Raw genomic sequence first — 23,447 nt, forward strand, 5'->3', positions numbered from 1 at the left:
GATGAATATAATTGTTCAAAAGTAATTCAACGTTCTGTTAAATTAGCGGAAGGATGTAATAGATTTAATTTTCAGTTGTTTTATAGGTAAAATATATACCATGAAAATGTACTTTCTTATCATGTCATTACTCGTTTCTGTATCTTCTTTTGCGCAAAATGTAAATGCAGATGTAGACGAAATTATTAATAGGGAAATGAAAACGAGGCGCATTCCTGGAGTACAGATTGCTATAGTTCAAAATGGTACAATTGTTTTGAGTAAATCCTATGGGTTTTCAAATATACAGGATAACATTCCGGTAACCAACACGACTATTTTTCCCCTCAATTCAAACACTAAAATTTTTACGGGTGTTGCAATCATGCAATTGGTTGAGCAGGGAAAGATAAAGTTAAATGCACCCATCAGTACCTATTTAAATGATTTGCCTGTAGAGTGGCAAAAGATAACTGTTGATCAATTATTAACTCATATTTCCGGATTACCGGAAATTTTACAGCTTTTTGACCCTGTTACAGGAAATATTGGACCTTTACGAGCAGAAAAAGCGATTTGGGAAAAACTCAAAACTATTCCTTTAGACTTTAGAAAAGGGGAACAGTTCCGTTATAATCAAACCAATTATTACTTATTAGGTAAAATAATAGAGAGGGTTACTGACTTGCCATTTGCTGTTTTCTTTGAAGAAAATCAATTTAAAACCGCCCGTTTAAAACATACCTTATTTGGAGACTCAAGAGATGTTATTCCTCACTATGCACCTTCTTACAGTTACAGAAGTTTTTTTGATGGAAAAAATTTGAATGAGAGTCAATTGACTAATAATTATTATGAATTTCCGGATTTTAGCCGTACATCGGGAGGACTTAACAGTACTGCTGAAGATGTGGGCAATTGGATTATTGCCTTACAAAACGGTCAGTTATTTCAAAAGTCCGGAACTTTGAATCTGATGTGGTCCCCTGGTCAATTCAATAATGGAAATCCTACAGATTGGGCAAGAGGCTGGGGGATTGCGAAGTTTCGGAAAAAACATAAGGCAGTAGGAATGTCGGGTGGTAACAGATCTGTTGTACTGGTTTATCCTGATGATCATTTAGCAGTCATTGTATTAACCAATTTAGGGGGGAGTGCTCCTGAGGATTTTATAGAAGAGATTGCAGGTTGCTATATTCCTGATATTATCAAAGCTGATCCACTAACGTACCTAAGAAAAAATCTGCAAAAGATTGGATTTGAAAATGCTGTAGATTTTGTCAAAAAGGAAAAAAAACAAAATCCTGACTTTAATCCAAAGGAACTTGAACTGAACAACTGGGCTTATCGAATGCTGACAACAAATCAGGAGAAAGAAGCCCTGGGTATTTTCAAACTCAACGTCTATTTATTTCCTGACAGTTGGAATGTTTACGACAGCTATGGTGAAGTTCTGTTAAAAACGGGTGATAAAAATGAAGCGATTAAGATGTATAAAAAATCTTTAAAACTTAACCCTGCGAATGATAATGGTAAAAAGGTTCTGGAACAGATTCAAAATACGAAAAACTAATCTTATTAAAAGCAGCTATAGTTGACTTTATCAAATGAAAAATACAATAGAAATTGAAAAGGAAGATCTAAAGAAAATCCTTCTTTTGTTAATGAATAAGCTCGATGCTTCCAACCATAATACTTTTGTGTTGGATCAAGATTTATATTGGAATGTTCTGGATGAAGAACTATATCACACTTATAAGGATCCTAAAGATTTAACAATGGAAAGTCTGACAGATGATTGGCAATTTTTACAAAATGTTCTAAATGGTAAAAGAGAAATGATAGATGATGATTTATATAAACTGTCATCGATCTTGAGATTTTTAGGAAAACAGTGATTATTTTAAAGTTGAAGAAAAAAATGCTTTCTGAGGAAAAAAAAATACGATGAAACTTTAGAATGTAAGTAAGTTGTTGTTAATGCTTGTAAATGAAGCAATAACGTAAGAAGGTACCGTGACAATGTCTGCGTAAAACGTACAGGTCAATTAATTTTTTCAAAAAAAAATCAAATTATTTTCAAAATTTTTACATTTTGGTACGATTTTTCAATATAATCAAGCAACTCATGTTTAATTTGAGTTTTCATGGTTATTAGTTTTTATCCCCGAAGCAATTCGGGGATTTTTTTTATCCAGACTGAATGGTTTTACAATTTGTGCTAGTTCAGATATTTTTATGTCTCACTGATAAGTCTGATGGATAAGCGTGTTTTTCTGTTTTCTCAATGTTCAAAAAAAGTCTCAATTTATTTTGGTACTTAATTCATGTTTAAAACGAATTTGAGGTTTAGAAAATTATCATTAATTATAGGTGTTGATTTTTTTTTGTACACAAATTGGATTAAACGCTTGGCATAATAATTTCTCTTATTGATCGCTAACTATTAATAAGAATGTTATGAGTGAAAAATCGATGCAGATATTGGGATGGATAGCAACAGTTGCCGCTATGGCGATGTACTTTTCTTATATTCCTCAAATCACCCACAATTTAAACGGAGATAAAGGGGATTGGCTTCAGCCTTTGGTGGCGGCAATAAACTGTACACTTTGGGTTACTTATGGATTTGTTAAGAAGCCTAAGAAAGACTGGCCTATTGTAGTAGCCAATTCTCCGGGAATATTTTTTGGATTTTTCGCTTTCATTACTGCATTATAATATCGGTTTTTTATGGGAATCTTCGTGAAAGCTTTCTGGTTTTGGAAAAAAGATACCACAAAAGTCACGATTTGTGGATGTACAACCCGAAACGGCATACCGTTTGGTTATAAGAAATCACCATCACTTTATAATATATTTCATTTCTGAAAATTTACACTTTCGTCTCCCGTGCCCCGGGAGACTTTTTTTTATGGTTTAAATAGCGAAAACTAAAATTATGATCTAAATCATACTAATTATAAAATAAATCACCTATATTTGAATTGATAATCTTAGTGATGACATCATCACACCTAAATCTTTTAACTTCCCTGATATGTGGGAAGTTTTTTTTATTAATTCTCCCACCTTTAAAATATATTATTGAAAGAATGACAGTGATATATAGCACGATTTATTATATTACACTATCCTGTTTTTGATGACGGCCGTGGTAGGATCTCAATGAAAAAAGAACCTTGCATACTATTTAAAAAAACGGAATAGGGAGACTTGTCATTATCACCACTTAAAGTCAAATGATCTGGAAATAATCAATAAAAAAAACCTCTAATTATTTAATTAGAGGTTTTAAGAGGTACCTAGCGGATTCGAACCGCTGTAGATGGTGTTGCAGACCACTGCCTAGCCGCTCGGCCAAAGTACCATTTTTACCATTTTTGAGGTGTGCAAATATAGCAAAAATTATTAATGAACAAAAATTTTTAACTCATTTCTTTCGCTCCAATGCTGTTAATTTCTTCTTTCGATTGTCTTTCAGTAACATAGTTTTTACCTTTTATGACTCTGGTATCGCTCCAGCTGTCATGCCAACCGTTATTTCCTAAAAAAGATAGCGAGTCAAAAGGTACTGCACGTGAAAAGGTACGGGCTATAATCTGTCCGGCGGTAGGTTTATTTCCATCTATACTGATCACTTCAGTTCCGGTAATATATTTGCCAATGGTTTTGCCAAGATAAAATTCCATAAAAAAGAAATATGAAAAGGATATTGTGAGGTACGTTAGAAGCGTGATCAGCTTAAACATAAAACTTTGATTGGCACTTTCTGTATCAAATCCCTCTCCATATACTACGGCGTAGCCTACTCCAACAATAAAAAAGAAGACGTAGTAAATGACCTGTATAAAAAGTCGGTCTAATAATAAGTTAATAAAACGGGTGCCGGATGTGGCTTTGTGTCTGTCGACAATTGCCAGATATTTTCTCATGATAAATATTAGTTTTTATTAATTTAAATTCCGTTGATGATTAGTTTTAAAGTAGCACTCGTTTCAATCACCGCAGTGATTCCTGAGTCGTTGAGAAGAATGCTGCCAGGTTTCAGGTTGTAGACCCTTCCATTCATTTTTAAACCTTTGTAATATTCTTTATTAAATGCTTCTTCAATACTTTTCTTTGAAGCCAGTTCCAGATCCTGAGTAGGAATTCCGTATTCATCTTCGATCATTTTCACGATCTTTCCTTTAAAAAGGAGAGTAACAGTTTTCTGTAAAATATTGGCAGTCCTGAGATTGAACTTGGTATTGGAGAGTACGATTTTCTTTTTCGTTTCATCATACACCGGAATTCCTGAAATGAGCGCTTTACCATTTACGTAACCTTCTGTTTCAGCTTCAACGATGACTCTTCCTTCGGAACCATAAACCCTGATGTCTTTGATTTTTACTTTAGAACCCCTTACATCGTATTCTTTGTTCATGAACATATTTCTCGCAATATTCGTTGCCTCTGAAAAAGGAACATTGGCGGTGGTTTGCAGGAGAAATTTGTCAGCTAAAACAGGAATGACATTAAAGTTACCGGCTGATTTTACTGTTGCTGATGCTGCAGGCTTACTTCCAGTAAATGTTTCCGAGTAAATATCCATTCCGATGTTGGTCGTGATTTCATTGCCATAGAATTTCAGTGGAGTGATATTGACGCCTACCGGGCTTATTTTCAACCAGGTATTGTATTCCTCTGAAATATTAAAAGGCTGCGAAAAAACATTCCATGCCATGACGGCGTACTGTTGGAAATTTAGTTGGGTATTCATTTGCTGATCAATCGTTTTGGCAAATTTTCCCTGCTGCTCTTTCAGACTTTTTTCTACCAGAGAAGTAATAGGGATCTGTATTTTGCCATAGTCAAGAACAGGTTTTGTTACCCATCTGAAGCCGTTAGGCTGTGTATTGGTAGAGATCGTCCAGTTATTGTTGAAACTCACCGTAGTATTAAAAGACATCACCGTTTCAAAAGTTGTATTCTGATAAGAGTACACTCCCAAAGTACCGATCCCTTTTTCAGCCCAGATTTTTAACGGAACTTCGATCAGAATATTTTGACTGGTTCCTCCTACCAATCGGATAGGACGGGTTTTCCATACCTTTACCTTAAACTGGTCATTATTGTTATCCGTATACGAATCGTCCTGGAATACCAGATCTTTCACTGAAGCATTGATCATATTACTGATCTCCGAAAGCGGAATGGTTACCGGCATTGTAATGGAGGACCTGATCTTTGGAAAATTATAGGCTGGAGTATCAGCTACAGTCTGGCCGAAAACTACGGCAAAGCTTAATAAAAATAATAATTTGATGGATTTCAATTTCTTTATGTTTTTTGTGAAATAAAAATTTACAGTTCTCCGGGTTTAAAGCTTCTTTCCAGTTCAATGCTTGCGCCTTTCATTTCACCTTGCATCGGTGGAGAAGTTTTGGTGATCTTCAATTTGATATAGGAAATTTGCGGAAAATTTTCATGGATTTTCATGGTGATTCTTCCTGCTGCATGTTCCAGTAATTTTGATGGTATTGCCATTTCCTCATGAATGATCCCGTTGATATCCGCATAGCTTATGGTATCATTCAGATCGTCCGTTTCGGCAGCTTTCCAAAGATCCGTGTGCAGTTCCGCATTTACAATATAATAGGTACCGATGATATTTTCTTCGGGAAGGACACCGTGGTAGGCATATATTTTTACATCTTCAAGAAAGATCTTGCTCATTGTTCCTGGTTTTGATTCAGCAAAAATCGTTTTAATTCTTCAAAATCTGCAGGAATTTCTACAGTTTTTTTCTCCTTTTTCATCAGATTATTCAATGCTTCCGGAATCTCAATCTTAATATTGGCTGCTTTTTCTACTGCTTCAGGGAATTTTACCGGATGTGCTGTTCCCAGTATAAATCCTTTTTTACCCGGATTTTCATTCAGATATTTTTCTAGAGAAGCAAAAGCAACAGCACTGTGAGGATCCAGAATATATCCGTATTTCTCATGAACTTTTTTGATTGTTTGCAGGGTAGATTCATCATCTATTGAATAGCCGGTGATCATATTGTTAAGCGTATCAAACTGATGTCCGAAAAGTTCCATTATTCTCGTAAAATTGCTTGGATCACCAACATCCATAGCGTTGGATAAAGTGGCTGAGGCTTTCTTAGGTTGGTATTGATTGGTTTTTAAATAGTCAGGAACGACATCATTTTCATTGCAGGCAGCAATAAAGTGGTCTGCAGGAAGTCCACGGAAATAAGTCAGAAACCCGGCACAGATATTCCCGAAATTTCCGCTTGGAACGCAGATGACAGGATCAGTACTCTCTTTTTGTTGCCATTGTTTTAAAGCTAATAGATAATAAATCTGCTGAGGAAGCCATCTCGCGACATTAATAGAATTGGCAGAAGTTAAAAACAGTTCCGCATTAATACTTTCATCCGAAAAAGCTTGTTTTACCATCTTCTGACAGTCATCAAAATTTCCTTTAACCTCCAGCGCAGTAATATTTCCACCCAAGGCTGTAAGTTGCTTTTCCTGAACCGGGCTCACTCTGTTTTTAGGATAAAGAATAACAACATTAATTCCGGGAATGTTATAGAAACCATGAGCAACAGCTCCGCCCGTGTCACCGGAAGTAGCGACAAGAACGGTTACTTTTTTATCCTGATCTTGCAGAAAATAAGACAGGCATCTGCTCATAAACCGGGCGCCCACGTCTTTGAAAGCCAATGTAGGCCCATGAAAGAGTTCCAAGATAGATATCTGCTCACTGATTTTTTTTAAAGGAATCATAAAACCAACGGTTTCTGCTGCAATGGTCCTTAAGACTTCCGCCGGAATGTCATCGCCTATAAAATCTTTCATACATCTGAAAGCAATTTCTTCATCAGAATACAAATGAAGATGCTTAATGAAATGTTCATCAAAATGAGGAATCGTTTCCGGGAAGAAAAGTCCTTTCTGACTACCCTGGCTTTTTATAGTGGCCGTTTTGAAATCAACCGTTTCCTGCTTATTTTTTAAGTTATAATAATTCATGTTGTTTAATTTATTGTTCTTCAACGATTTCAATCCCTGCCGGATTTATTTTAGAGACATATACAAAACTCTCGATCTCAATCTCATCATACACCGATTTCATCAGCCGGGCAATATGTTCAGCCGTTTCTTTTTTTTCCGCCAGCATGAAAATTGAAGGTCCCGAACCAGAAATTCCGCCTCCCAGGGCACCAGCTTCCAAACTTTTCATTTTGACCTCGTCAAATTTAGGAATCAGGATGCTTCTTATGGGTTCTATAATGACATCATTAAGGCTTCTTCCAATTAAAGGAATATCATTTTTAAGAATTCCTACCACTAATCCCGCGATATTTCCCCACTGTTCTACCGCATCTTTCAGAAGAACATTTTTCTTTAAAATCTGACGGGCATCGGAAGTTTTTACCTCCACTTGCGGATGTACGGCAACGACAAACAGATCCGGTGTACTCAAAGGAATAATGTCAATAGGAGAGGAGGACTTCACTAATGTAATGCCGCCATAAATACAAGGGGCAATATTATCTGCATGGCGCACTCCTGAAGCAAGTTCTTCCCCGAACATCGCAAAGTGGATCATTTCTTCATCAGACAGACTATTTCCTAATAAAGCATTAGCCCCAAAGGCAGCTCCGGCGGCACTTGCTGCACTGGAGCCGAGCCCGCTGCCCGGTTTTATATGCTTGCGGATCGTTACTTCAAAACCTTGGGTCAGTTGAAAATGTTTCTGGATGTTTTGGAGCACTACACCGGCTACATTTTGAGAAGGATCTTCCGGAAGCCCGAAATGATCTTCATGTTTAATAATGATTTCGGGAGTGTCCAGTAATTTCAGTTCCATTTCATCATAAGGCTCATGAATTGCCATTCCCAGGATGTCAAATCCGCAAACCAGATTGGCGACGGTAGCGGGAACTTTTATTTTTATTTTTTTCATACTATTTATTTTAAACGGATCGTATAATATCTGCAAAAACACCACTGGCAGTTACTTCTGCTCCTGCACCAGCACCTTTTACCACAAGAGGCTGTTCAGAATACCTCAAAGTTTTAAAGATGACAATATTATCTTTACCATAAAGATGGTACAAATCGCTATCCGGAGATGCGTGTTGAAGTCCGACTTTGGCTTTTCCGTCTTTGAAACCGGCAGTGTATTTTAAAATGTTACCTTCTTTTTGAGCAGCATTCAATAAACTTTTGAAATGATTCTCATATTCAGTAAGCTTGTTGTAAAAGTCTTCTACACTTCCCTGAAGACATTCTTCAGGAAGAAAACTTTCATTTTCAATATCTTCAAACTGAAGTGCATATCCAGCTTCCCGTGCTAAAATTAAAATCTTTCTTGCCACATCAGTTCCTGTAAGATCCAATCGCGGATCAGGTTCTGTATAGCCTTCCTTCTGAGCCTGGGCTACGACTTCTGAAAAGGTTCTGCTGCCATCATAATGATTAAAAACAAAATTTAAGGTTCCGCTTAGTACTGCCTGAATAGAGGTAATTTTATCCCCGCTTTTCATGAGATCATTGATCGTTCCGATAACAGGAAGTCCGGCGCCTACATTGGTTTCAAAGTGAAAATTGCAATTATGATTCCGGGCCGTATTTTTTAAATTTTTATAGTGTTCAAAATCTGATGAGGCTGCGATTTTATTACAAGCCACGATATTGACACTTTTTTTTAATAAATCTTCATAAACTTCCGGCACAGATGTACTTGCAGTGACATCAACAAATACTGAATTTCGAAGATTTCGGGAGATAATCTCATTTGCAAATCCGTGAACTGATGCTTCAATACCTTTTTCGCTCCAATTGGTGAACTCACTTTCAGGAATTCCTTTGTCTGAAAAAAACATTTTCCGGCTGTTGGAAATACCTGCAATCCGTAAATTGACTAAATGATTTTCCTGCAGATAATCATTCTGTTCATAGATCTGCTGAACCAGTTTTGATCCTACATTTCCGGTTCCGCAGAGATACAGATGGACCTGCTTGATTTCTGATTCAAAAAATTCCTCGTGAAGAACATTCACTGCTTTTCTGGTATCTTTTTCCGAGATAACGATACTGATATTCCTTTCTGAAGATCCCTGAGCAATAGCTCTTATATTAATCCCGTTGTTCCCCAGACATCCGAACATTTTGGCACAGATACCACTTCTGTTTTTCATATTTTCGCCCACCAGCGCAACAATAGATAATCCGGTTTCTATCTTTACCGGGGCCATTCTGTATAGTTTTATATCGTCTTCAAAAGAAGCATTGACAACATTTTCGGCATGAAATACATCTTTTTCATTAACAGCAATCGTAATAGAATGTTCAGACGAACCTTGAGTGATAAGAATGATATTTATTTTTTCAAAGCTTAGACACTGGAAAAGTTTTGCCGAGATTCCGGGAATACCGACCATTCCACTGCCTTCCAAAGTTACCAGAGCAATATGACTCATGTTGGAAACTCCTGCCGCAGCCTGTTGCTGTTGGTCTGCTGATCTGTTCAGATGATGGGATACCAAAGTTCCGGAAGCATCGGGATCAAAAGTATTTTTGATCTTAAGATCAATATTTTTGGCCATTACTGGCTGTATGGATGGAGGATAGAGCACTTTAGCACCAAAATGGGAAAGTTCCATGGCTTCATGATAAGAAATCTCAGGAATGGGTTTGGCGTTGGATGCCAATCTCGGGTCTGCAGTCATCATACCGCTTACATCGGTCCAGATCTGGAGTTCTTCAGCCGAAACAGCTGCTGCAATAATAGCTGCGGTATAATCAGATCCGCCTCTGCCTAATGTTGTCATATTACCATGCTGGTCTTTAGCAATAAAACCGGGTGCCACTATAATCTGATTTTGATGACTGGTAATATAATTTTTCAAATTTTCTTCAGTGGTATCAAAATCTACTTTTGCATTGGCAAAATTGCTGTCAGTTCTGATCAGTTCAGCAGCATTCATCCATATAGCGTCTAATCCTTCATATTGAAATCTGGCGGCGATTATGTTTGAAGAAAGAAATTCCCCATATGAAGTAATCCTGTCCCTGATTTTATCTGTAAATTCACCTAATACAAAGATTCCGTTGTAGATATCTTCCATATCATTGAAATGTTTTTTAACGAAGCTCAGCCATGCACTCTGTTCTAAAACGGGGAGCAGTTCTTTGACGAGATCCAGGTGTTTGTCTTCAAGATCTTTGATGAGCGGAAGATAATTTTCATCTTTAACAGAAGCATACTCTGCCGCTTTTATCAGGTTGTCCGTAACTCCGTGAAGAGCTGAAACTACTACTACAATTCTGTTGTGCAAAGATTCTTTTTTGATCATATTTTCTGCCAGAAGAATATTCCGGGCGTTGGCGACTGATGTACCGCCGAATTTTAAGATTTTCATCCAATAGGTATTTGAGGTTGGGGTAAAACGAAATAATGACTCTCTAAAAAAAGAGTACGGGCGTAGGAAATGATATGTGAAAATGTACCCCGCTAAGGGGTAGTTGTTGTAGTTGTAATCGTTGATGTAGAAACAGAAGATAGCCCCGAAATAAGTAATTCCGGTAGAGAAATGGCTGATATGTTTCTTAGAAAGTTCATTCTTTACGAGACAAATGTACAAATTATTTTGAGACAGCAAAATTATTTTGGTGGATGTTCTGATGTTTTTAATTCATTACTGAGAGAGATAATTTTGCTGAAAGTTTTATTTTGTCTGGTAAAACATCTATATTTAAGTACTAAACCAAAATAAAATTAGTATGAAAAATTTAAAAAAGCTTTCCAGAGAAGAGAAAAGTAAGATTAATGGTGGATTTACAGAGTTTCAGATTGAAACATGCGGTGGAGCAGCCTATGTGTGTTTCCGTGGCGGCGGCGCCTGGGGTTGCTGGAGAAAACCTGGTGGTACCTGCTATGCTCCAATGGTGTAATTAATGATGCTTGCATCTTTTTCATGAACTGTCATCTTATTGATAAGCTAAAACAAATTACTATGAAAAATCTGAGAAAATTAAACAGAGAAAATCTAAAATCGGTTAATGGAGGAAGCGCCTGTTTTGAAAACTGTCCTTCCGGACCTTATGGACCAGGACCGGATTACCCAAAATCATGTGATGATTTTAACGCTTTACCGGAGTGCTGTAAATTACGGGTAAAGGTAGATTATTTATGTTTTGGACCATTTTAAAAAAATAAGCACTGTGAAAACAGTGCTTATTTTTTACTTTTAGATTAATTATTTTTTAATATAAAGTTGAGGACTTAAGTTGGGAAAATATTTTCTTACTGATTCAATGCTTTTCCCTGAAGTGTCTATAAATTTCCAAAGTTTTCCATTGTCTTTTGAAATAGCTATCAGATAATAATCACCTAAGATATTACCTTTAGGAGTTTCCATTTCTATTCTTTGATGAACTACTGTTTGCAGTTCATTTTTAGTATGAACAATATCAGAAACATCAGAAAAGTTTACTTTTTTAAAAGTATATCCTGCCTTACTCATTTTTTCAACAGCATCTACTGATGTACTGATCATTTTCTTTTTATCTCCAAACATTTTTATAACGCCATCGTCCACATAATTACTGTACGCGTTATAATTTTTTTCCATAAAATATTTCCTCATTTCAGTGGCCTGTTTGATCACTGTTTCTTTATAGTTCTGAGAAAAATAGAGACTGCCAGCAAATAACAGAGATAGTAAAAATATTTTTTTCATTATTTGATAGACTTCGAAAGATCCAGCATTGCCTCAATGGGTTTCAAAGCTCTTAAACGAAGTTCTTCGTCAATAAGGATTTCCGGAAGTTCATATTTCATGCACAGGTACAACTTCTCCATCGTATTACGTTTCATATAGAAACACTCCGAACAGTTACAGCTTTCGTCAAATACAAGAGCGGGAATCAATTCTTTGTGTGGAGCACGTTTTCTCATTTCATGAAGAATTCCTTCCTCAGTGGCAATAATGAATTTCTGACAATCGTCTTTTTCTACAAAATTCAACAGGGCAGAAGTAGAACCGATGAAGTGAGCCAGTTTTAATACAGCTTCCTCGCTTTCAGGATGGGCAATCATTTTCGCGTCAGGATTTTCTGCTAGTTGTTGCGCAATTCTTTCCATAGAAAATGCTTCATGTACGATGCAGCTTCCATCCCAAAGGATCATATCACGACCGGTTTTTTTAGATAGATATCTTCCTAAATTTTTATCAGGAGCAAAGATGATCGGTCGGTCTTTCGGCAGGGCTTCAATCACTGTTTCAGCGTTTGAGCTGGTCACAATGATGTCACTTTCTGCTTTAGTTTCAGCATTACAGTTGATGTAGGTAGCGATAAGCGCATTAGGATGCTGTTCACGCATTTTTCTCAAACCTTCTCCTGAACAACCGTCTGCAAGAGAACATCCGGCCATGGTATCCGGAAGAACTACTTTTTTAGTCGGGTTCAGAATTTTAGCGGCTTCTGCCATGAAATGGACTCCACAGAATACAATCATGTCTGCATTGGTATCTTTAGCCTGTCTTGCCAGTTGTAAAGAATCTCCCAGGAAATCGGCGATATCCTGAATTTCTCCCGGCTGGTAATAATGGGCAAGGATTACTGCATTTTTTTCTTCCTTAAGCTTAAGAATAGCTTTCACCAATTCTTCTCCTTGAGGAATCACTATATCTTTGATATCCAGAAATCCTCTTACAGGAATTGCAGATTTAGCTTTTTCTAATGTTTCGGTACTCATATCAACCTCAATTTTTTTGCTCATCAGAAATTAGAAGTTAGAAATTAGAAGTTAGAAAATTGTAGCTTGAATTGTAATTGTTCTTCAAACTTCCATCTTCCTTCTTTCCTCTCTTAATTCCCAATAAATTTTTTTATTAAACTTTCTATTTCTCTTTTTGCGATGTCAAGATCGGCATTGATGACGATCCTGTCAAACTCTTTCGCATAGGTCATTTCTTCTCCTGCCTTTGCTACCCGGGTTTGGATGGTTTCTGCATCATCCGTATTTCTGGAGATCAATCTTCGTTCCAATTCTTCTATGGAAGGTGGTTCAATAAAAATGGACAGGGCTTTCTCTCCAAAATATTTTTTTAAAGAAATTCCTCCTTTTACATCCACATCAAAAATAACGACCTTTCCTGCATTCCAGATCTTTTCCACTTCAGATTTTAAAGTACCGTAATATTTATCAGTATACACTTCTTCAAATTCTACAAAAGCATTTTCCGCTATTTTCTGTCTGAATTCATCCGGACTCAAAAAATGGTAATCCACGGCATGAGCTTCACTTCCTCTCGGCTGTCTTGTCGTACATGAGATTGAAAATGCCAGTTCAGGAAATGTTTCCAGAGAATGCCTTACTAATGTAGTTTTCCCGCTCCCGGATGGTGCTGAAAATATGATAACTTTATTCATTTAGATTAGAGATTTTTAGATTAGAGATACAAGAATAAAATCTATGATCTCCTGTCTATAGGTCTATGGTCTATAATACGTTTAACGTTTGTTCTTTAATTTTTTCCAAATCATCTTTCATCATGACTACCAGTTTCTGGATTTCTGCATGATTGGCTTTTGACCCTAAAGTATTGATCTCTCTTCCGATCTCCTGAGAAATAAAACCAAGTTTTTTTCCGTTGAAATCTTCATTGTCCATTACTTCCTGGTAATATTTCAAATGCTGGGTAAGTCTTACTTTTTCTTCTGCAATATCAAGTTTCTCCGTAAAATAAGCCATTTCCTGATAGAAACGGGTTTCGTCTACATTTTCGAATTCCTTCAAAGATTTTTGATAACGTTCTTTTACTGCAATGATTCTTTCTTCTTCAAAAGGAATGACTTCAGCAAGATATTTATCAATATTCTGGATATTTCTGGCCAGTTCTTCGTGTAAGATTCCTCCTTCCGTCTTTCTGAATTCCATAAAACGATCCACCGCTGCATGAACGATCTTCGCTAAAGATTCCCACTCACCTTCCGTAAGCTCGTCTGGTCTGGATGTGATCGCATCAGGAAGTCTTACCGCCATTTTCAGGTATTCAAAGTCTGGTCCGTCAGAAGCGATGTTGCGAAGTTCATTGATATAAGAATCAATTAAGCTTCTATTGATCTTCACATCATTAGTTTCCTCAAGGTTCTCCAGATTGATGTAGCAGTCTACCTTTCCACGGATAATTCTGTCATTAAGGATTTTTCTGATTTCGAATTCTTTTTCTTTGTAACGTAAAGGAACTTTGATATTTAAATCAAAGCTTTTGCTGTTCAATGATTTAATATCTATTGAAATCTTTTTACCTTCAAAAACACCTTCGGCTCTGCCGAATCCGGTCATTGATAAAATCATAGTTTTTTATTGTTGTACAAAGATAAACATTTAAATTAGCACTGTGAAATCGCAGTGATTTGGAAACCACAATTAATGAGGAAGATTTTAGATTCCATATGACCTTTAAAAAACAAATAAATAAACTACATATGAAAAATTTGATTTCTGTTGTAGGACCCACTGGAATAGGCAAAACGAGACTGGCAATTGATCTGGCCAACCATTTCAATACGGAAATTATTTCGTGTGATTCCCGTCAGTTTTTTAAAGAAATGAAAATAGGAACGGCGTCGCCCTCGGAAGATGAACTGGCACAGGCACCTCATCATTTTATTGGGAATCTTTCAGTTAAAGAATACTATTCTATCGGTCAGTATGAGGAAGATGCTTTAAAAAAACTTAATGAACTTTTTGTTAATCATGACACCGTCATTTTGGTAGGTGGAAGTATGATGTATGAAAAAGCGGTTATTGAAGGTTTGAATGACCTGCCTGAAGCTGATGAAAACAATCAGAAAAAGTTACAGGAAATCTTTGACACGGAAGGAATCGAAAAACTTCAGCAGATTTTGAAAGAGCTCGATCCCGAGTATTTCGGAGTGGTAGATTTTCACAATCACAGAAGACTTTTACGGGCTATTGATGTGATCTGGCAGACGAATAAAAAATATTCCGAGCAGATCGCTGTTTCACAGGATTCCAGAGATTTCAATGTGATCCGGATAGGAATTGAAGCGTCCAGAGAAGATCTGTATGACAGAATCAACAGAAGGGTAGAGGTCATGATGGAGAAAGGACTTTTGGCAGAAGCGGAATTTCTGGAGGAATTTAAAGATCTGACAGCTTTGAAAACGGTTGGATATGCAGAATTGTTCAAATATTTTGATGGAGAATGGGATCTTGAGTTTGCCGTTTCTGAGATCAAAAAAAACAGTCGAAGATACGCAAAACGCCAGCTGACATGGTACAGGAAAGCTGATGATATTCATTATCTGCAATTGGGCTATTCACAGGAAGATTTTGAAGAGCTGCTTCAGTGGATCTCTGAACAGGAAAAATAATTTTTTATAAATATTATGGTTTAACCCATTGATATTCTATGTGGTTCGTGTTTTTTTTGTGTTGTTTTATATTAAAAAAAACTGTTACTTTGTTCTGATAAAAGATATCGGATTTATATTTATACAATCAAAAGCAAAGAAAATGGAAAATAATCAGGTTAAATTGTTAAAGGCTCTGGCTAAAAGTATAAGAGCCGAGAAGAAGGATAGAACCAAGATTTTAACCTCTTTGCAGTCTGCTAAAATTCTTACCAAGAATGAAAATTTTACTGGCACATACAGTAATTTAAAAAGAGTTGTTTCCACTAAATAATATTCTTTCTAATGCTTTACAGTAGCCGTCCAAATTTAATGATTGGATTTCATGGGTGCGATGAGTCTGTTAGAAACGAACTGGTTAATAATCCTAATAAAATCAAAAAAAGTCAGGAAAAATTTGACTGGCTAGGGAATGGTTTTTATGTATGGGAAAATAATTTTGAAAGAGCATTAAAATGGGCTGAAGACAAACTTGAAAGAGGTACTGTAGCCAATCCGTCTGTGGTTGGAGTAATTTATCAGTTAGATTATTGTTTGGATTTCACAGACTCTCAGTTTATTGGGGTATTATGTGATTATTATGAACTGCTTAAAACTGATTTAGAATTTACAGGAAAAAAATTACCCCAGAATAAGGATGTGAAGAGAGATGCCCACCAGGATTTAGTATTAAGAGAACTTGATTGTGCCGTCATAGAATATCTGCATCAAAAAATTGAGGATGCAATAAAAAGAGATGAAGAGGAAAAAGGGTTTAGCGAGATCAGGAGATTTGATACTGCCAGAGGAATTTTTACGGAAGGTGGGCCAGCCTATGAAGGGGCTGGCATACAAACTAAAAACCACATCCAGATTTGTATCAGAAATTTGAATTGCATCAAAGGGTTTTTCATCCCTAGAGAAACAGCTAAATTTCCTTAAAAATAAATAAAATGCGATCCCTGAATCAGAGACCGCACTAAAAACAATATAATTAAATTTACTACTTCCAACCGCCACCAAGAGCTCTGTAAAGATCTACAATACTGCTTAGTCTCTGTCTTTTTACAGAAGCAAGATTGAGTTCAGCCTGCAGAGAATTCCCCTGAGCTGTAATTACTTCCAGGTAATTGGCCATACCGCCTTTGTAAAGCATTTCTGCACTTTTTATTCCGTTTTTCAACGTGGTTACCTGTTCTTTTGCTTTTTGTTCCTGAACTTTTAGGCTTTCGTTAGACACCAAAGCATCGGAAACTTCACCCACAGCATTTAAAACCGACTGACGGAACGCCAATACATTTTTCTCTCTTTGGATTTTAGCCACATTCAGATCTGTTTTCAATTGTCTTTTCTGGAAAAGAGGTTGAGTAATTCCTCCCAATACAGATCCGAACAAAGATGCCGGAATCTGAAACCAGTTATCGATTTTAAATGAATTCACTCCTCCGTTTGCTGTGATTTTCAAGGCAGGATACATATTAGCCTGAGCTATCCCAACCATTGAATTGGATTCCAGCAAAACCAATTCCTGCTGACGCACATCCGGACGACGGCTTACCATGGCTGCCGGAAGTCCTGCGGAAATATTCTGGGGAAGAGAAGTGTCAGACATTTCAATCGTTCTGTTGACTTTATTTGGATTTTCACCCACAAGGATACTCAAAGCATTTTCCTGAATGGCAATATTCTGTTCCAATTGAGTGATCAAAAGTTCTGTTAACTGTTTCTGAGCGGTTGCCTGCTGAACGCCTAAAGAAGTGGTATCTCCGCTTTGCCACATTTTTTCAGTAATGGAAAGGGTATTGGTGCTCAATTCCAGATTTGATTTGGCAATCTGGATCTGTTTATCAAGCATTAATAAATTGTAATATCCCTGTGCAATAGCTGCTACTACCTGGGTCTGTACTGCTTTTGTAGCTTCATAAGTCTGCAGATACTGCATTCTTGAAACTTCCTGCTGATTTTTGATCTTTCCCCAGATATCTGCTTCCCACGAAAGATTGAATGCTGCATTATAATCTTCAACGTGACTCTGACCTAAAAATGAATTCAGGCTTTTCCCGTTCATACTGTTTTCTGAAGGTTTTGAAATTTGTGCCGAAACACCAAAACCTACATCAGGGTACTGAAGATATTTTGCCTGTTTCAGTTTTTCCTGTGAAGAAGCTACCTGTTTTAAAGCAATCTGAAGATCGTAGTTATTTTTAATTCCTTTTTCAATCAATCCCTGTAAAATAGGATCGCTGAAAAACTTTTTCCATTCCAGATTGGCAACGCTTGCTGTATCAGCCGTAGCAGTGTACTGGAATTTTTCCGGAAGCTGAAGGTCCGGCTCCGTGTATGCCAGTTTGGACACACATGAAACCGCGCCTAAAGCCAATATAAGGGTGAGAATAAAATTCTTAATTCTTTTCATAGTTTTAAATGGACTTTTAGTTGAAAACAAAACTTTGAGAAGGTTTTATTAATGCAAAGAGGTCTTTAGTAGGAGAATACTTTGCTTTTATTGAACCATTAATATCTCAAAGTTTTGATATCATATATATTAGTGAGCAGTGGCCAGAAGTTCTTCCTCCAATTTTTGTCTTTGAAGTCTTTTCTTTTTTCTGCTCGGCATTTTTTCATGCAGATACTGGAAGATCACATACATTACCGGAATAATGAAAATTCCGAATACCACCCCTGTAAACATTCCTCCTACGGTACTGATACCGATGGAGTGGTTACCTTTTGCCGCAGCTCCCTGGCTCCAAACCAATGGAAGCATCCCGATAATGAAGGCAAATGAGGTCATCAGGATAGGTCTCAAACGTAATCTTGAAGCCTGAAGAGCAGACTCAATCAATGTTTTTCCTGCCTTTCTTCGCTGTACGGCAAATTCTACAATCAAAATCGCATTTTTCGCAAGAAGCCCGACAAGCATGATCAAACCAACCTGAACGTAAATGTTATTGTCAATTCCAGCCAGTCCCGTGAAAGCAAATACTCCGAAAATCCCTGTAGGAACTGTGAGAATAACAGCAAAGGGAAGAATATAACTTTCATATTGGGCAGCTAATAAGAAATAGACAAATAATATACTTAAGAAGAATACAAAGGCCGTTTGTCCCCCTGTTTTGATTTCTTCACGGGTAATTCCTGTCCATTCATATCCGTATCCTCTTGGTAATGATTTCTGAGCTACTTCTTCAACAGCTTTAATCGCATCTCCGGTACTGTAACCAGGTTTTGGAGTTCCGTTAATCGTTACTGCATTGAAAAGGTTATTTCTGGTTACAGTTTCAGGTCCAAAAGTTCTTTGTAATGTAACCAGGGTCTTTACAGGAACCATTTCGCCTGATTTATTTTTAACATAAATTCCTTCGAGAGAATTCGCATCGGTACGGTAAGGAATATCTGCCTGAGCCATTACTCTGTAATATTTCCCAAATCTGTTGAAATCTGAAACGAAACTACTTCCGTAATAGATCTGCATAGTCTGCATCAACTCTGTTATAGAAACGCCCAATTGATTGGCCTTATCAGCATCTACATCAATCGTGTACTGAGGATTTCCTGCTGCATACGTCGTAAAGGCGAATGCAATTTCCGGTCGTTTCATCAGTTCTCCGATGAAAGCCTGAGTGGTTGTTCCTAACTGCTCAAATGAACCGTTGGTTTTATCCTGAAGCATAAATTCAAATCCGGAAACGTTACCAAAACCTTGTACGGTAGGGAAATTGAAGAAGAATGCGTTGGCATCTTTTACCTGTGATACTTTACTTGTTAAGGCAGCAGCAATTTGGTCGGGATCTTTCATTTCGCCACGGTCTTTATAATCTTTAAGCTTAATAAATCCTGCAGAATAAGGAGAAGCGTTGGCATTACTGATAAAGTTCATTCCATCGGCTACCCACAGGTGCTTCATGGATTTTTCTGCATTAACAATTTTATCAATCTGCTCAGTAGCTCTGTTGGTTCTGTCCAGTGAACTTCCCGGAGGAGTATTCACTGCATACAAAACAAATCCCTGATCTTCCGTTGGAATAAATCCTGTAGGGGCTTTATTGATCAGGAAAACACTTGCAGCAATAATAACCGCTAAACCTCCCACGGCTACCCATTTGTTTTTGATTAAAAACTTAAGGCTGTAAATGTACTTTTTGGTCATATTATTAAAGGCCACATTGAATGCGTTGAAAAACTTCGCTCCAAAACCTTTTTTATGATTATGCTCACCATGTTCTCCCTGAGGATCATTAAGCAATAATGCACAAAGAGCCGGACTCAATGTTAATGCATTGACTGCTGAGATCATGATCGCAATGACCAATGTAAAGGCAAACTGTCGGTAGAAAACTCCAGCAGGGCCCTGCATGAATCCAACCGGAATAAATACGGCACACATCACCAAAGTAATGGAAATAATCGCACCTGAAATTTCACTCATAGAGTTGGTGGTGGCTTGTTCCACCGGCATTCCTGTCTGTTCCATCTTGGAATGGACGGCTTCAACCACAACGATCGCATCATCCACCACAATACCAATGGCGAGTACCAGTGCGAACAGTGTAAGCATATTGATACTGAATCCAAATAATTGAAGGAAGAAGAAGGTACCAATAATGGCAACCGGAACCGCAATGGCCGGAATCAAAGTAGATCTGAAATCCTGAAGGAAGATATACACGACAATAAATACCAGGATAAATGCAATCACCAAAGTTTCTACCACCTGATGAATAGAGGCATCCAGGAAATCTTTAGAGTTGTACATAATGATCGGCTTTACTCCTTTTGGAAGGGTCGTTGAAAACTGATCGACCTGTTTTTCAATTTCAGTCAGAATTTCATTGGCATTGGAACCCGCCGTTTGAAGGATCGCGAACCCTGCTACAGGTTTACCGTCCACTCTGTTGGCTGCTGTATAAGTATAGGAACCGAATTCTACTCTTGCAACATCTTTTAATCTTAAAAATGAACCGTCATTATTGGCTTTAATCGCAATGTTTTCGTAGTCCTCGTTTTTGCTTAATTTACCTTTATACTTTAAAATATATTCGTAGGTTTCCTTACTTCCTTGTCCAAGACGTCCTGGCGCAGCTTCAAGGTTATGGTCTTTAATCGCTGCCATTACTTCCTGTGGAGAAAGATTATTAGCGGCTAACCGGTCTGGTTTCAGCCAGATTCTCATCGAGTAATCTCTCGTTCCGAAAACCTGTGCCTGAGCAACCCCCGGAATACGCTGTATCTGCGGAATAACGTTGATTTTAAGATAGTTTTGAAGAAACAGCTCGTCATATTGCTTAGGATCATCACTTGACAATCCCATAAACATGATCATACTGTTCTGCACTTTCTGTGTGGAGATTCCGGCCTGAACTACTTCCTGCGGAAGCTGGCTCATGGCTTTGGACACCCGGTTCTGAACGTTTACAGCAGCATTATCAGCATCTGAACCCTGCTTGAAAAACACACTCAGGGTCATAGTACCGTCATTACTCGAGTTGGAAGTCATATAAGTCATATTCTCAACGCCATTCACTGCTTCTTCAATAGGAACAGCAACGGAGCGGGCAACAACTTCTGCATTCGCACCCGGATAAAATGCGGTAACCTGAACGCTTGGAGGGGCAATGTCGGGAAACAGCGTAATTGGCAGGTTGAATACCGAAAGAGCTCCCAGCAATAGCAGTATAATGGAGATGACCGTTGAAAGTACCGGTCTTTCTATAAATTGTTTTAACATAAGAAGTTTATTTTTTTAAGTCTTCCGTATTCGAAATAGAGGACAAAGGTTTAGCTCGCAATAAGCTGTCAGATGAAATCGCTTTCGGCTTGATAGAAGCTCCATCCTTTAAGCTTCCAATTCCTGTGTATACGATTTTCTCTCCCGGAGAAATTCCTCCAGAAATAAAGTAATAACTTTCCGTTTTTCCGGAGATTTTAATTGGTTTGCTGGTTACTTTGTTGTCTTTACCTACACTATAGACATAGGTTTTATCCTGAATCTCAAAAGTAGATTCCTGAGGAATGACAACGGCATTTGAAAGCATCTGAGGCATACGCACTCTTCCTGTATTTCCTGTTCTTAAAGAGCCTTTTGTATTGGGGAAAATAGCACGAACGGTAATGGCCCCGGTGGTTTTATCAAACTGTCCATCTACAATACTCATTCTTCCTTTTTCAGGGTAAGTACTGTTGTCTGCGATGATAAGATCTACCATGGGCATATTCTTCAGTTTTTCATCTAAAGTTGCTCCGGGATACTTATTCTGAAACGCAATAAAATCCAGTTCACTTAAAGAGAAGTAAGCATAAATTTGGCTGATATCCGATAACAAAGTCAATGGGCTCGGGTCTATTCTTGAAATAAGGCTTCCTTTTTTGTAAGGAATTCTTCCGATATATCCGCTCACAGGGGCAGTAATGGTCGTGAATCCTACATTGATTTTAGCGCCTCCTACCGATGCTTTTGCCAGTGATGCGGCCGCTACAGCGGCTGCGTAATTGGCTTTTGCCGTTTTCATCTGTACATCGGAAACTACTTTGGCAGCTACTAATGGCTGAAGTCTGTCAACTTCTACTTTAGCTTTTTGGATATTGGCATTGGCTACCTGTAAATTGGCCTGAGCCATATTCATTTGTTCACCATAGGCTCTTGAATCTATTTTAAATAATGGCTGTCCGGCTCTTACATAAGAACCTTCTTCTACGTAGATCCTGTCCAGATATCCATCGACCTGAGATCTGATTTCTACGTTGTTTTTACCTTCCAGTGCGGTAGGGAATTCCTGATATGTTGTAGCTGGAGAGGTGATCACGGTGTAAACCGGAAGCTCCGGAGCAGGCGGTGCTGCATTGGAACCTTCTGCTGCTTGGGTACAGTTTTGCAAAAGGATAATACTTGATATAAGTACGATAAACCTTATTTTTCCAGGTATTTTCATTGTGGGTTTAATTTTTTAATGAAGTGTTAGATTTAAGTAATAGTGTTCTTTTAATGATTTCTGTTATTTTTCCTAACGGTGTTAATGATAAGGTCAAAAAAAAATCAGAATTTTTAATAACGGAGTCAGATCGTCATTTTCATAATAGCTGTCTATTTTTTTAATGTAGGTTATATAAAAGATGAGGTGTATTAATCATGTGTTAATTTAACTAACAGTGTTAAGCTTTATGTTAGAGGCCTCCATAGATTTTAGATGATCGTTTTCATTGTTACTTTTTTTAGTTTTTTAAACGGATATTTTATAGATATCTGATGTTACTTTTCCTAACGCTGTAAATTTTTAATTCAAAAAAAATTTACAGAGACTTAACGAAAGCTGAAACAGTTTCGTCTAAAGTTGTTTTATTCATTGTAGAAGGAATATCGGAATTTCGCATCATCATAATAGAGATCAGACCGTGCACCGCCGAAAATAAAGCGTGTGACATATGACAGGCATTGTCAGGATTAGATCCATTCTTTGTAATGATATTGAGAGTGCACTCATAGATGAGGTCCTGAAATGATGAAAACTCTTCTTTCATCTGACCCTTACCGCTGCACTGCATTCCCAAACCGAACATTAACTGATAATATTCTTTATTTTTAAAAGCAAAATTCCAATATGCGTCTACGATAGCAGTAAGCTGCTCTTCAGGAGTTTCAAATTTGCTCTGCGCTTTTAATAATTCTATATGAAGGCAGTGAAAGCCATTGATAGAAATTTCATACAAAATCGCCTCTTTGTTCTCAAAATAATCATAGACTACAGGAGCACTGTATTCAATGGCATCGGCAATCTTTCGCATTGACAACGAAGCCCAGCCCTCTGTTTTGGCCAAACCGAAAGCCGCCTGCAAAATATTTGCACGGATGGATTCTTTCTCTCTTTGACGACGTTCATGTAGGCCCATGATATTTATTTACTAACAGTGTTAGCAAAACTACAAACTTTTCGATATAACTTCCAAATAATATTTGATAATTAACATTTAACGCAAGTTTATAAATTCGCAGATTGGCTTATATTAAAAGAAGCTTTATATTTGCCGTTAAAGAAAATAAAG

The 23,447-nt window shown here is 37.4% G+C and carries 22 protein-coding genes and 1 tRNA gene; 8 read left to right on the forward strand and 15 right to left on the reverse strand.

Going from position 1 to position 23,447, the window contains the following annotated elements; translation table 11 throughout:
• Window positions 1-100: 100 nt before the first annotated feature.
• The 3 genes from EG346_RS10560 (at window position 101) to EG346_RS10570 (ending at window position 2,700) form a co-directional block, all read left to right on the forward strand.
• Entirely contained in the window at window positions 101-1,552 is a 1,452-nt protein-coding gene (locus tag EG346_RS10560) for a serine hydrolase (protein WP_123878517.1), read from the forward strand.
• A 34-nt stretch (window positions 1,553-1,586) separates the two neighbouring features.
• Window positions 1,587-1,877, forward strand: coding sequence for a hypothetical protein (locus tag EG346_RS10565; RefSeq protein ID WP_123878519.1), 291 nt, complete (start codon window positions 1,587-1,589; stop codon window positions 1,875-1,877).
• A gap of 562 nt (window positions 1,878-2,439) precedes the next feature.
• Complete coding sequence (locus EG346_RS10570) at window positions 2,440-2,700, forward strand: SemiSWEET family transporter (RefSeq protein WP_123878522.1); 261 nt, start codon at window positions 2,440-2,442, stop codon at window positions 2,698-2,700.
• Between the two features lie 578 nt (window positions 2,701-3,278).
• Here EG346_RS10570 and EG346_RS10575 read toward each other — a convergent pair.
• The 7 genes from EG346_RS10575 to thrA all read right to left on the reverse strand — a co-directional run bounded on the left by EG346_RS10575 (window position 3,279) and on the right by thrA (window position 10,405).
• Window positions 3,279-3,349 (reverse strand) — tRNA-Cys (locus tag EG346_RS10575).
• A 58-nt stretch (window positions 3,350-3,407) separates the two neighbouring features.
• The gene (locus EG346_RS10580) at window positions 3,408-3,914 is read right to left on the reverse strand and encodes an RDD family protein (protein WP_123878524.1); all 507 of its coding nucleotides are present in this window, start codon (window positions 3,912-3,914) and stop codon (window positions 3,408-3,410) included.
• 23 nt (window positions 3,915-3,937) lie between these two features.
• Window positions 3,938-5,296, reverse strand: a complete 1,359-nt coding sequence (locus EG346_RS10585) for a DUF4403 family protein (RefSeq protein ID WP_123878526.1) — start codon at window positions 5,294-5,296, stop codon at window positions 3,938-3,940.
• A gap of 29 nt (window positions 5,297-5,325) precedes the next feature.
• Window positions 5,326-5,697: a dihydroneopterin aldolase gene (folB, locus tag EG346_RS10590; RefSeq protein ID WP_073334391.1), complete on the reverse strand. Its 372-nt coding sequence runs from the start codon at window positions 5,695-5,697 to the stop codon at window positions 5,326-5,328.
• Window positions 5,694-7,007, reverse strand: coding sequence for a threonine synthase (gene thrC / locus EG346_RS10595; protein WP_123878528.1), 1,314 nt, complete (start codon window positions 7,005-7,007; stop codon window positions 5,694-5,696). Before thrC ends, folB begins: the two co-directional genes overlap by 4 nt.
• 10 nt (window positions 7,008-7,017) lie before the next feature.
• Window positions 7,018-7,944 carry a homoserine kinase gene (locus EG346_RS10600; protein ID WP_123878530.1) on the reverse strand — a complete coding sequence of 309 codons (927 nt, stop codon included), beginning with the start codon at window positions 7,942-7,944 and terminating at the stop codon, window positions 7,018-7,020.
• Between the two features lie 10 nt (window positions 7,945-7,954).
• Entirely contained in the window at window positions 7,955-10,405 is a 2,451-nt protein-coding gene (gene thrA / locus EG346_RS10605) for a bifunctional aspartate kinase/homoserine dehydrogenase I (protein WP_123878532.1), read from the reverse strand.
• Between the two features lie 361 nt (window positions 10,406-10,766).
• On the opposite strand from thrA, the gene EG346_RS24795 reads away from it, so the two are divergent.
• Together EG346_RS24795 and EG346_RS10610 are read left to right on the forward strand one after the other, a co-directional pair.
• Window positions 10,767-10,937, forward strand: coding sequence for a bacteriocin-like protein (locus EG346_RS24795; RefSeq protein ID WP_164466103.1), 171 nt, complete (start codon window positions 10,767-10,769; stop codon window positions 10,935-10,937).
• Window positions 10,938-10,999: 62 nt separating this feature from the next.
• Complete coding sequence (locus tag EG346_RS10610) at window positions 11,000-11,194, forward strand: bacteriocin-like protein (RefSeq protein WP_073334394.1); 195 nt, start codon at window positions 11,000-11,002, stop codon at window positions 11,192-11,194.
• Between the two features lie 48 nt (window positions 11,195-11,242).
• Here EG346_RS10610 and EG346_RS10615 read toward each other — a convergent pair whose 3' ends face one another.
• The 4 genes from EG346_RS10615 to EG346_RS10630 all read right to left on the reverse strand — a co-directional run bounded on the left by EG346_RS10615 (window position 11,243) and on the right by EG346_RS10630 (window position 14,349).
• Window positions 11,243-11,725: a hypothetical protein gene (locus EG346_RS10615; RefSeq protein ID WP_123878534.1), complete on the reverse strand. Its 483-nt coding sequence runs from the start codon at window positions 11,723-11,725 to the stop codon at window positions 11,243-11,245.
• Complete coding sequence (gene nadA / locus EG346_RS10620) at window positions 11,725-12,744, reverse strand: quinolinate synthase NadA (protein ID WP_123878536.1); 1,020 nt, start codon at window positions 12,742-12,744, stop codon at window positions 11,725-11,727. The genes EG346_RS10615 and nadA overlap by 1 nt, the downstream gene beginning before the upstream one ends.
• Window positions 12,745-12,857: 113 nt before the next feature.
• The gene (gmk, locus tag EG346_RS10625) at window positions 12,858-13,421 is read right to left on the reverse strand and encodes a guanylate kinase (protein WP_123878538.1); all 564 of its coding nucleotides are present in this window, start codon (window positions 13,419-13,421) and stop codon (window positions 12,858-12,860) included.
• Window positions 13,422-13,491: 70 nt separating this feature from the next.
• Window positions 13,492-14,349, reverse strand: coding sequence for a YicC family protein (locus EG346_RS10630; protein WP_073334398.1), 858 nt, complete (start codon window positions 14,347-14,349; stop codon window positions 13,492-13,494).
• A gap of 131 nt (window positions 14,350-14,480) precedes the next feature.
• Here EG346_RS10630 and miaA point away from each other — a divergent pair, with 131 nt between their 5' ends.
• From miaA to EG346_RS10640, 3 genes are all read left to right on the forward strand, one after another.
• A complete protein-coding gene (gene miaA, locus EG346_RS10635) occupies window positions 14,481-15,392 on the forward strand; it encodes a tRNA (adenosine(37)-N6)-dimethylallyltransferase MiaA (RefSeq protein ID WP_123878540.1) in 912 nt (303 codons plus the stop codon).
• A 142-nt stretch (window positions 15,393-15,534) separates the two neighbouring features.
• Window positions 15,535-15,705, forward strand: coding sequence for a hypothetical protein (locus EG346_RS24800; RefSeq protein WP_164466105.1), 171 nt, complete (start codon window positions 15,535-15,537; stop codon window positions 15,703-15,705).
• 38 nt (window positions 15,706-15,743) lie between these two features.
• The gene (locus tag EG346_RS10640) at window positions 15,744-16,352 is read left to right on the forward strand and encodes a hypothetical protein (protein WP_228423724.1); all 609 of its coding nucleotides are present in this window, start codon (window positions 15,744-15,746) and stop codon (window positions 16,350-16,352) included.
• A gap of 61 nt (window positions 16,353-16,413) precedes the next feature.
• Here EG346_RS10640 and EG346_RS10645 read toward each other — a convergent pair whose 3' ends face one another.
• From EG346_RS10645 to EG346_RS10660, 4 genes are all read right to left on the reverse strand, one after another.
• Window positions 16,414-17,826, reverse strand: coding sequence for an efflux transporter outer membrane subunit (locus EG346_RS10645; RefSeq protein WP_123878543.1), 1,413 nt, complete (start codon window positions 17,824-17,826; stop codon window positions 16,414-16,416).
• Between the two features lie 129 nt (window positions 17,827-17,955).
• Window positions 17,956-21,138 (reverse strand): efflux RND transporter permease subunit, encoded by a 3,183-nt coding sequence (locus EG346_RS10650; protein WP_123878545.1) that lies wholly within the window; start codon window positions 21,136-21,138, stop codon window positions 17,956-17,958.
• Between the two features lie 7 nt (window positions 21,139-21,145).
• Window positions 21,146-22,339, reverse strand: a complete 1,194-nt coding sequence (locus tag EG346_RS10655) for an efflux RND transporter periplasmic adaptor subunit (RefSeq protein WP_123878547.1) — start codon at window positions 22,337-22,339, stop codon at window positions 21,146-21,148.
• A gap of 358 nt (window positions 22,340-22,697) precedes the next feature.
• Window positions 22,698-23,294, reverse strand: a complete 597-nt coding sequence (locus EG346_RS10660) for a TetR/AcrR family transcriptional regulator (RefSeq protein WP_073334405.1) — start codon at window positions 23,292-23,294, stop codon at window positions 22,698-22,700.
• Between the last annotated feature and the right edge of the window lie 153 nt (window positions 23,295-23,447).

It is taken from the genome of Chryseobacterium carnipullorum (assembly GCF_003815695.1).
In the GTDB taxonomy this organism is placed as follows: domain Bacteria; phylum Bacteroidota; class Bacteroidia; order Flavobacteriales; family Weeksellaceae; genus Chryseobacterium; species Chryseobacterium carnipullorum.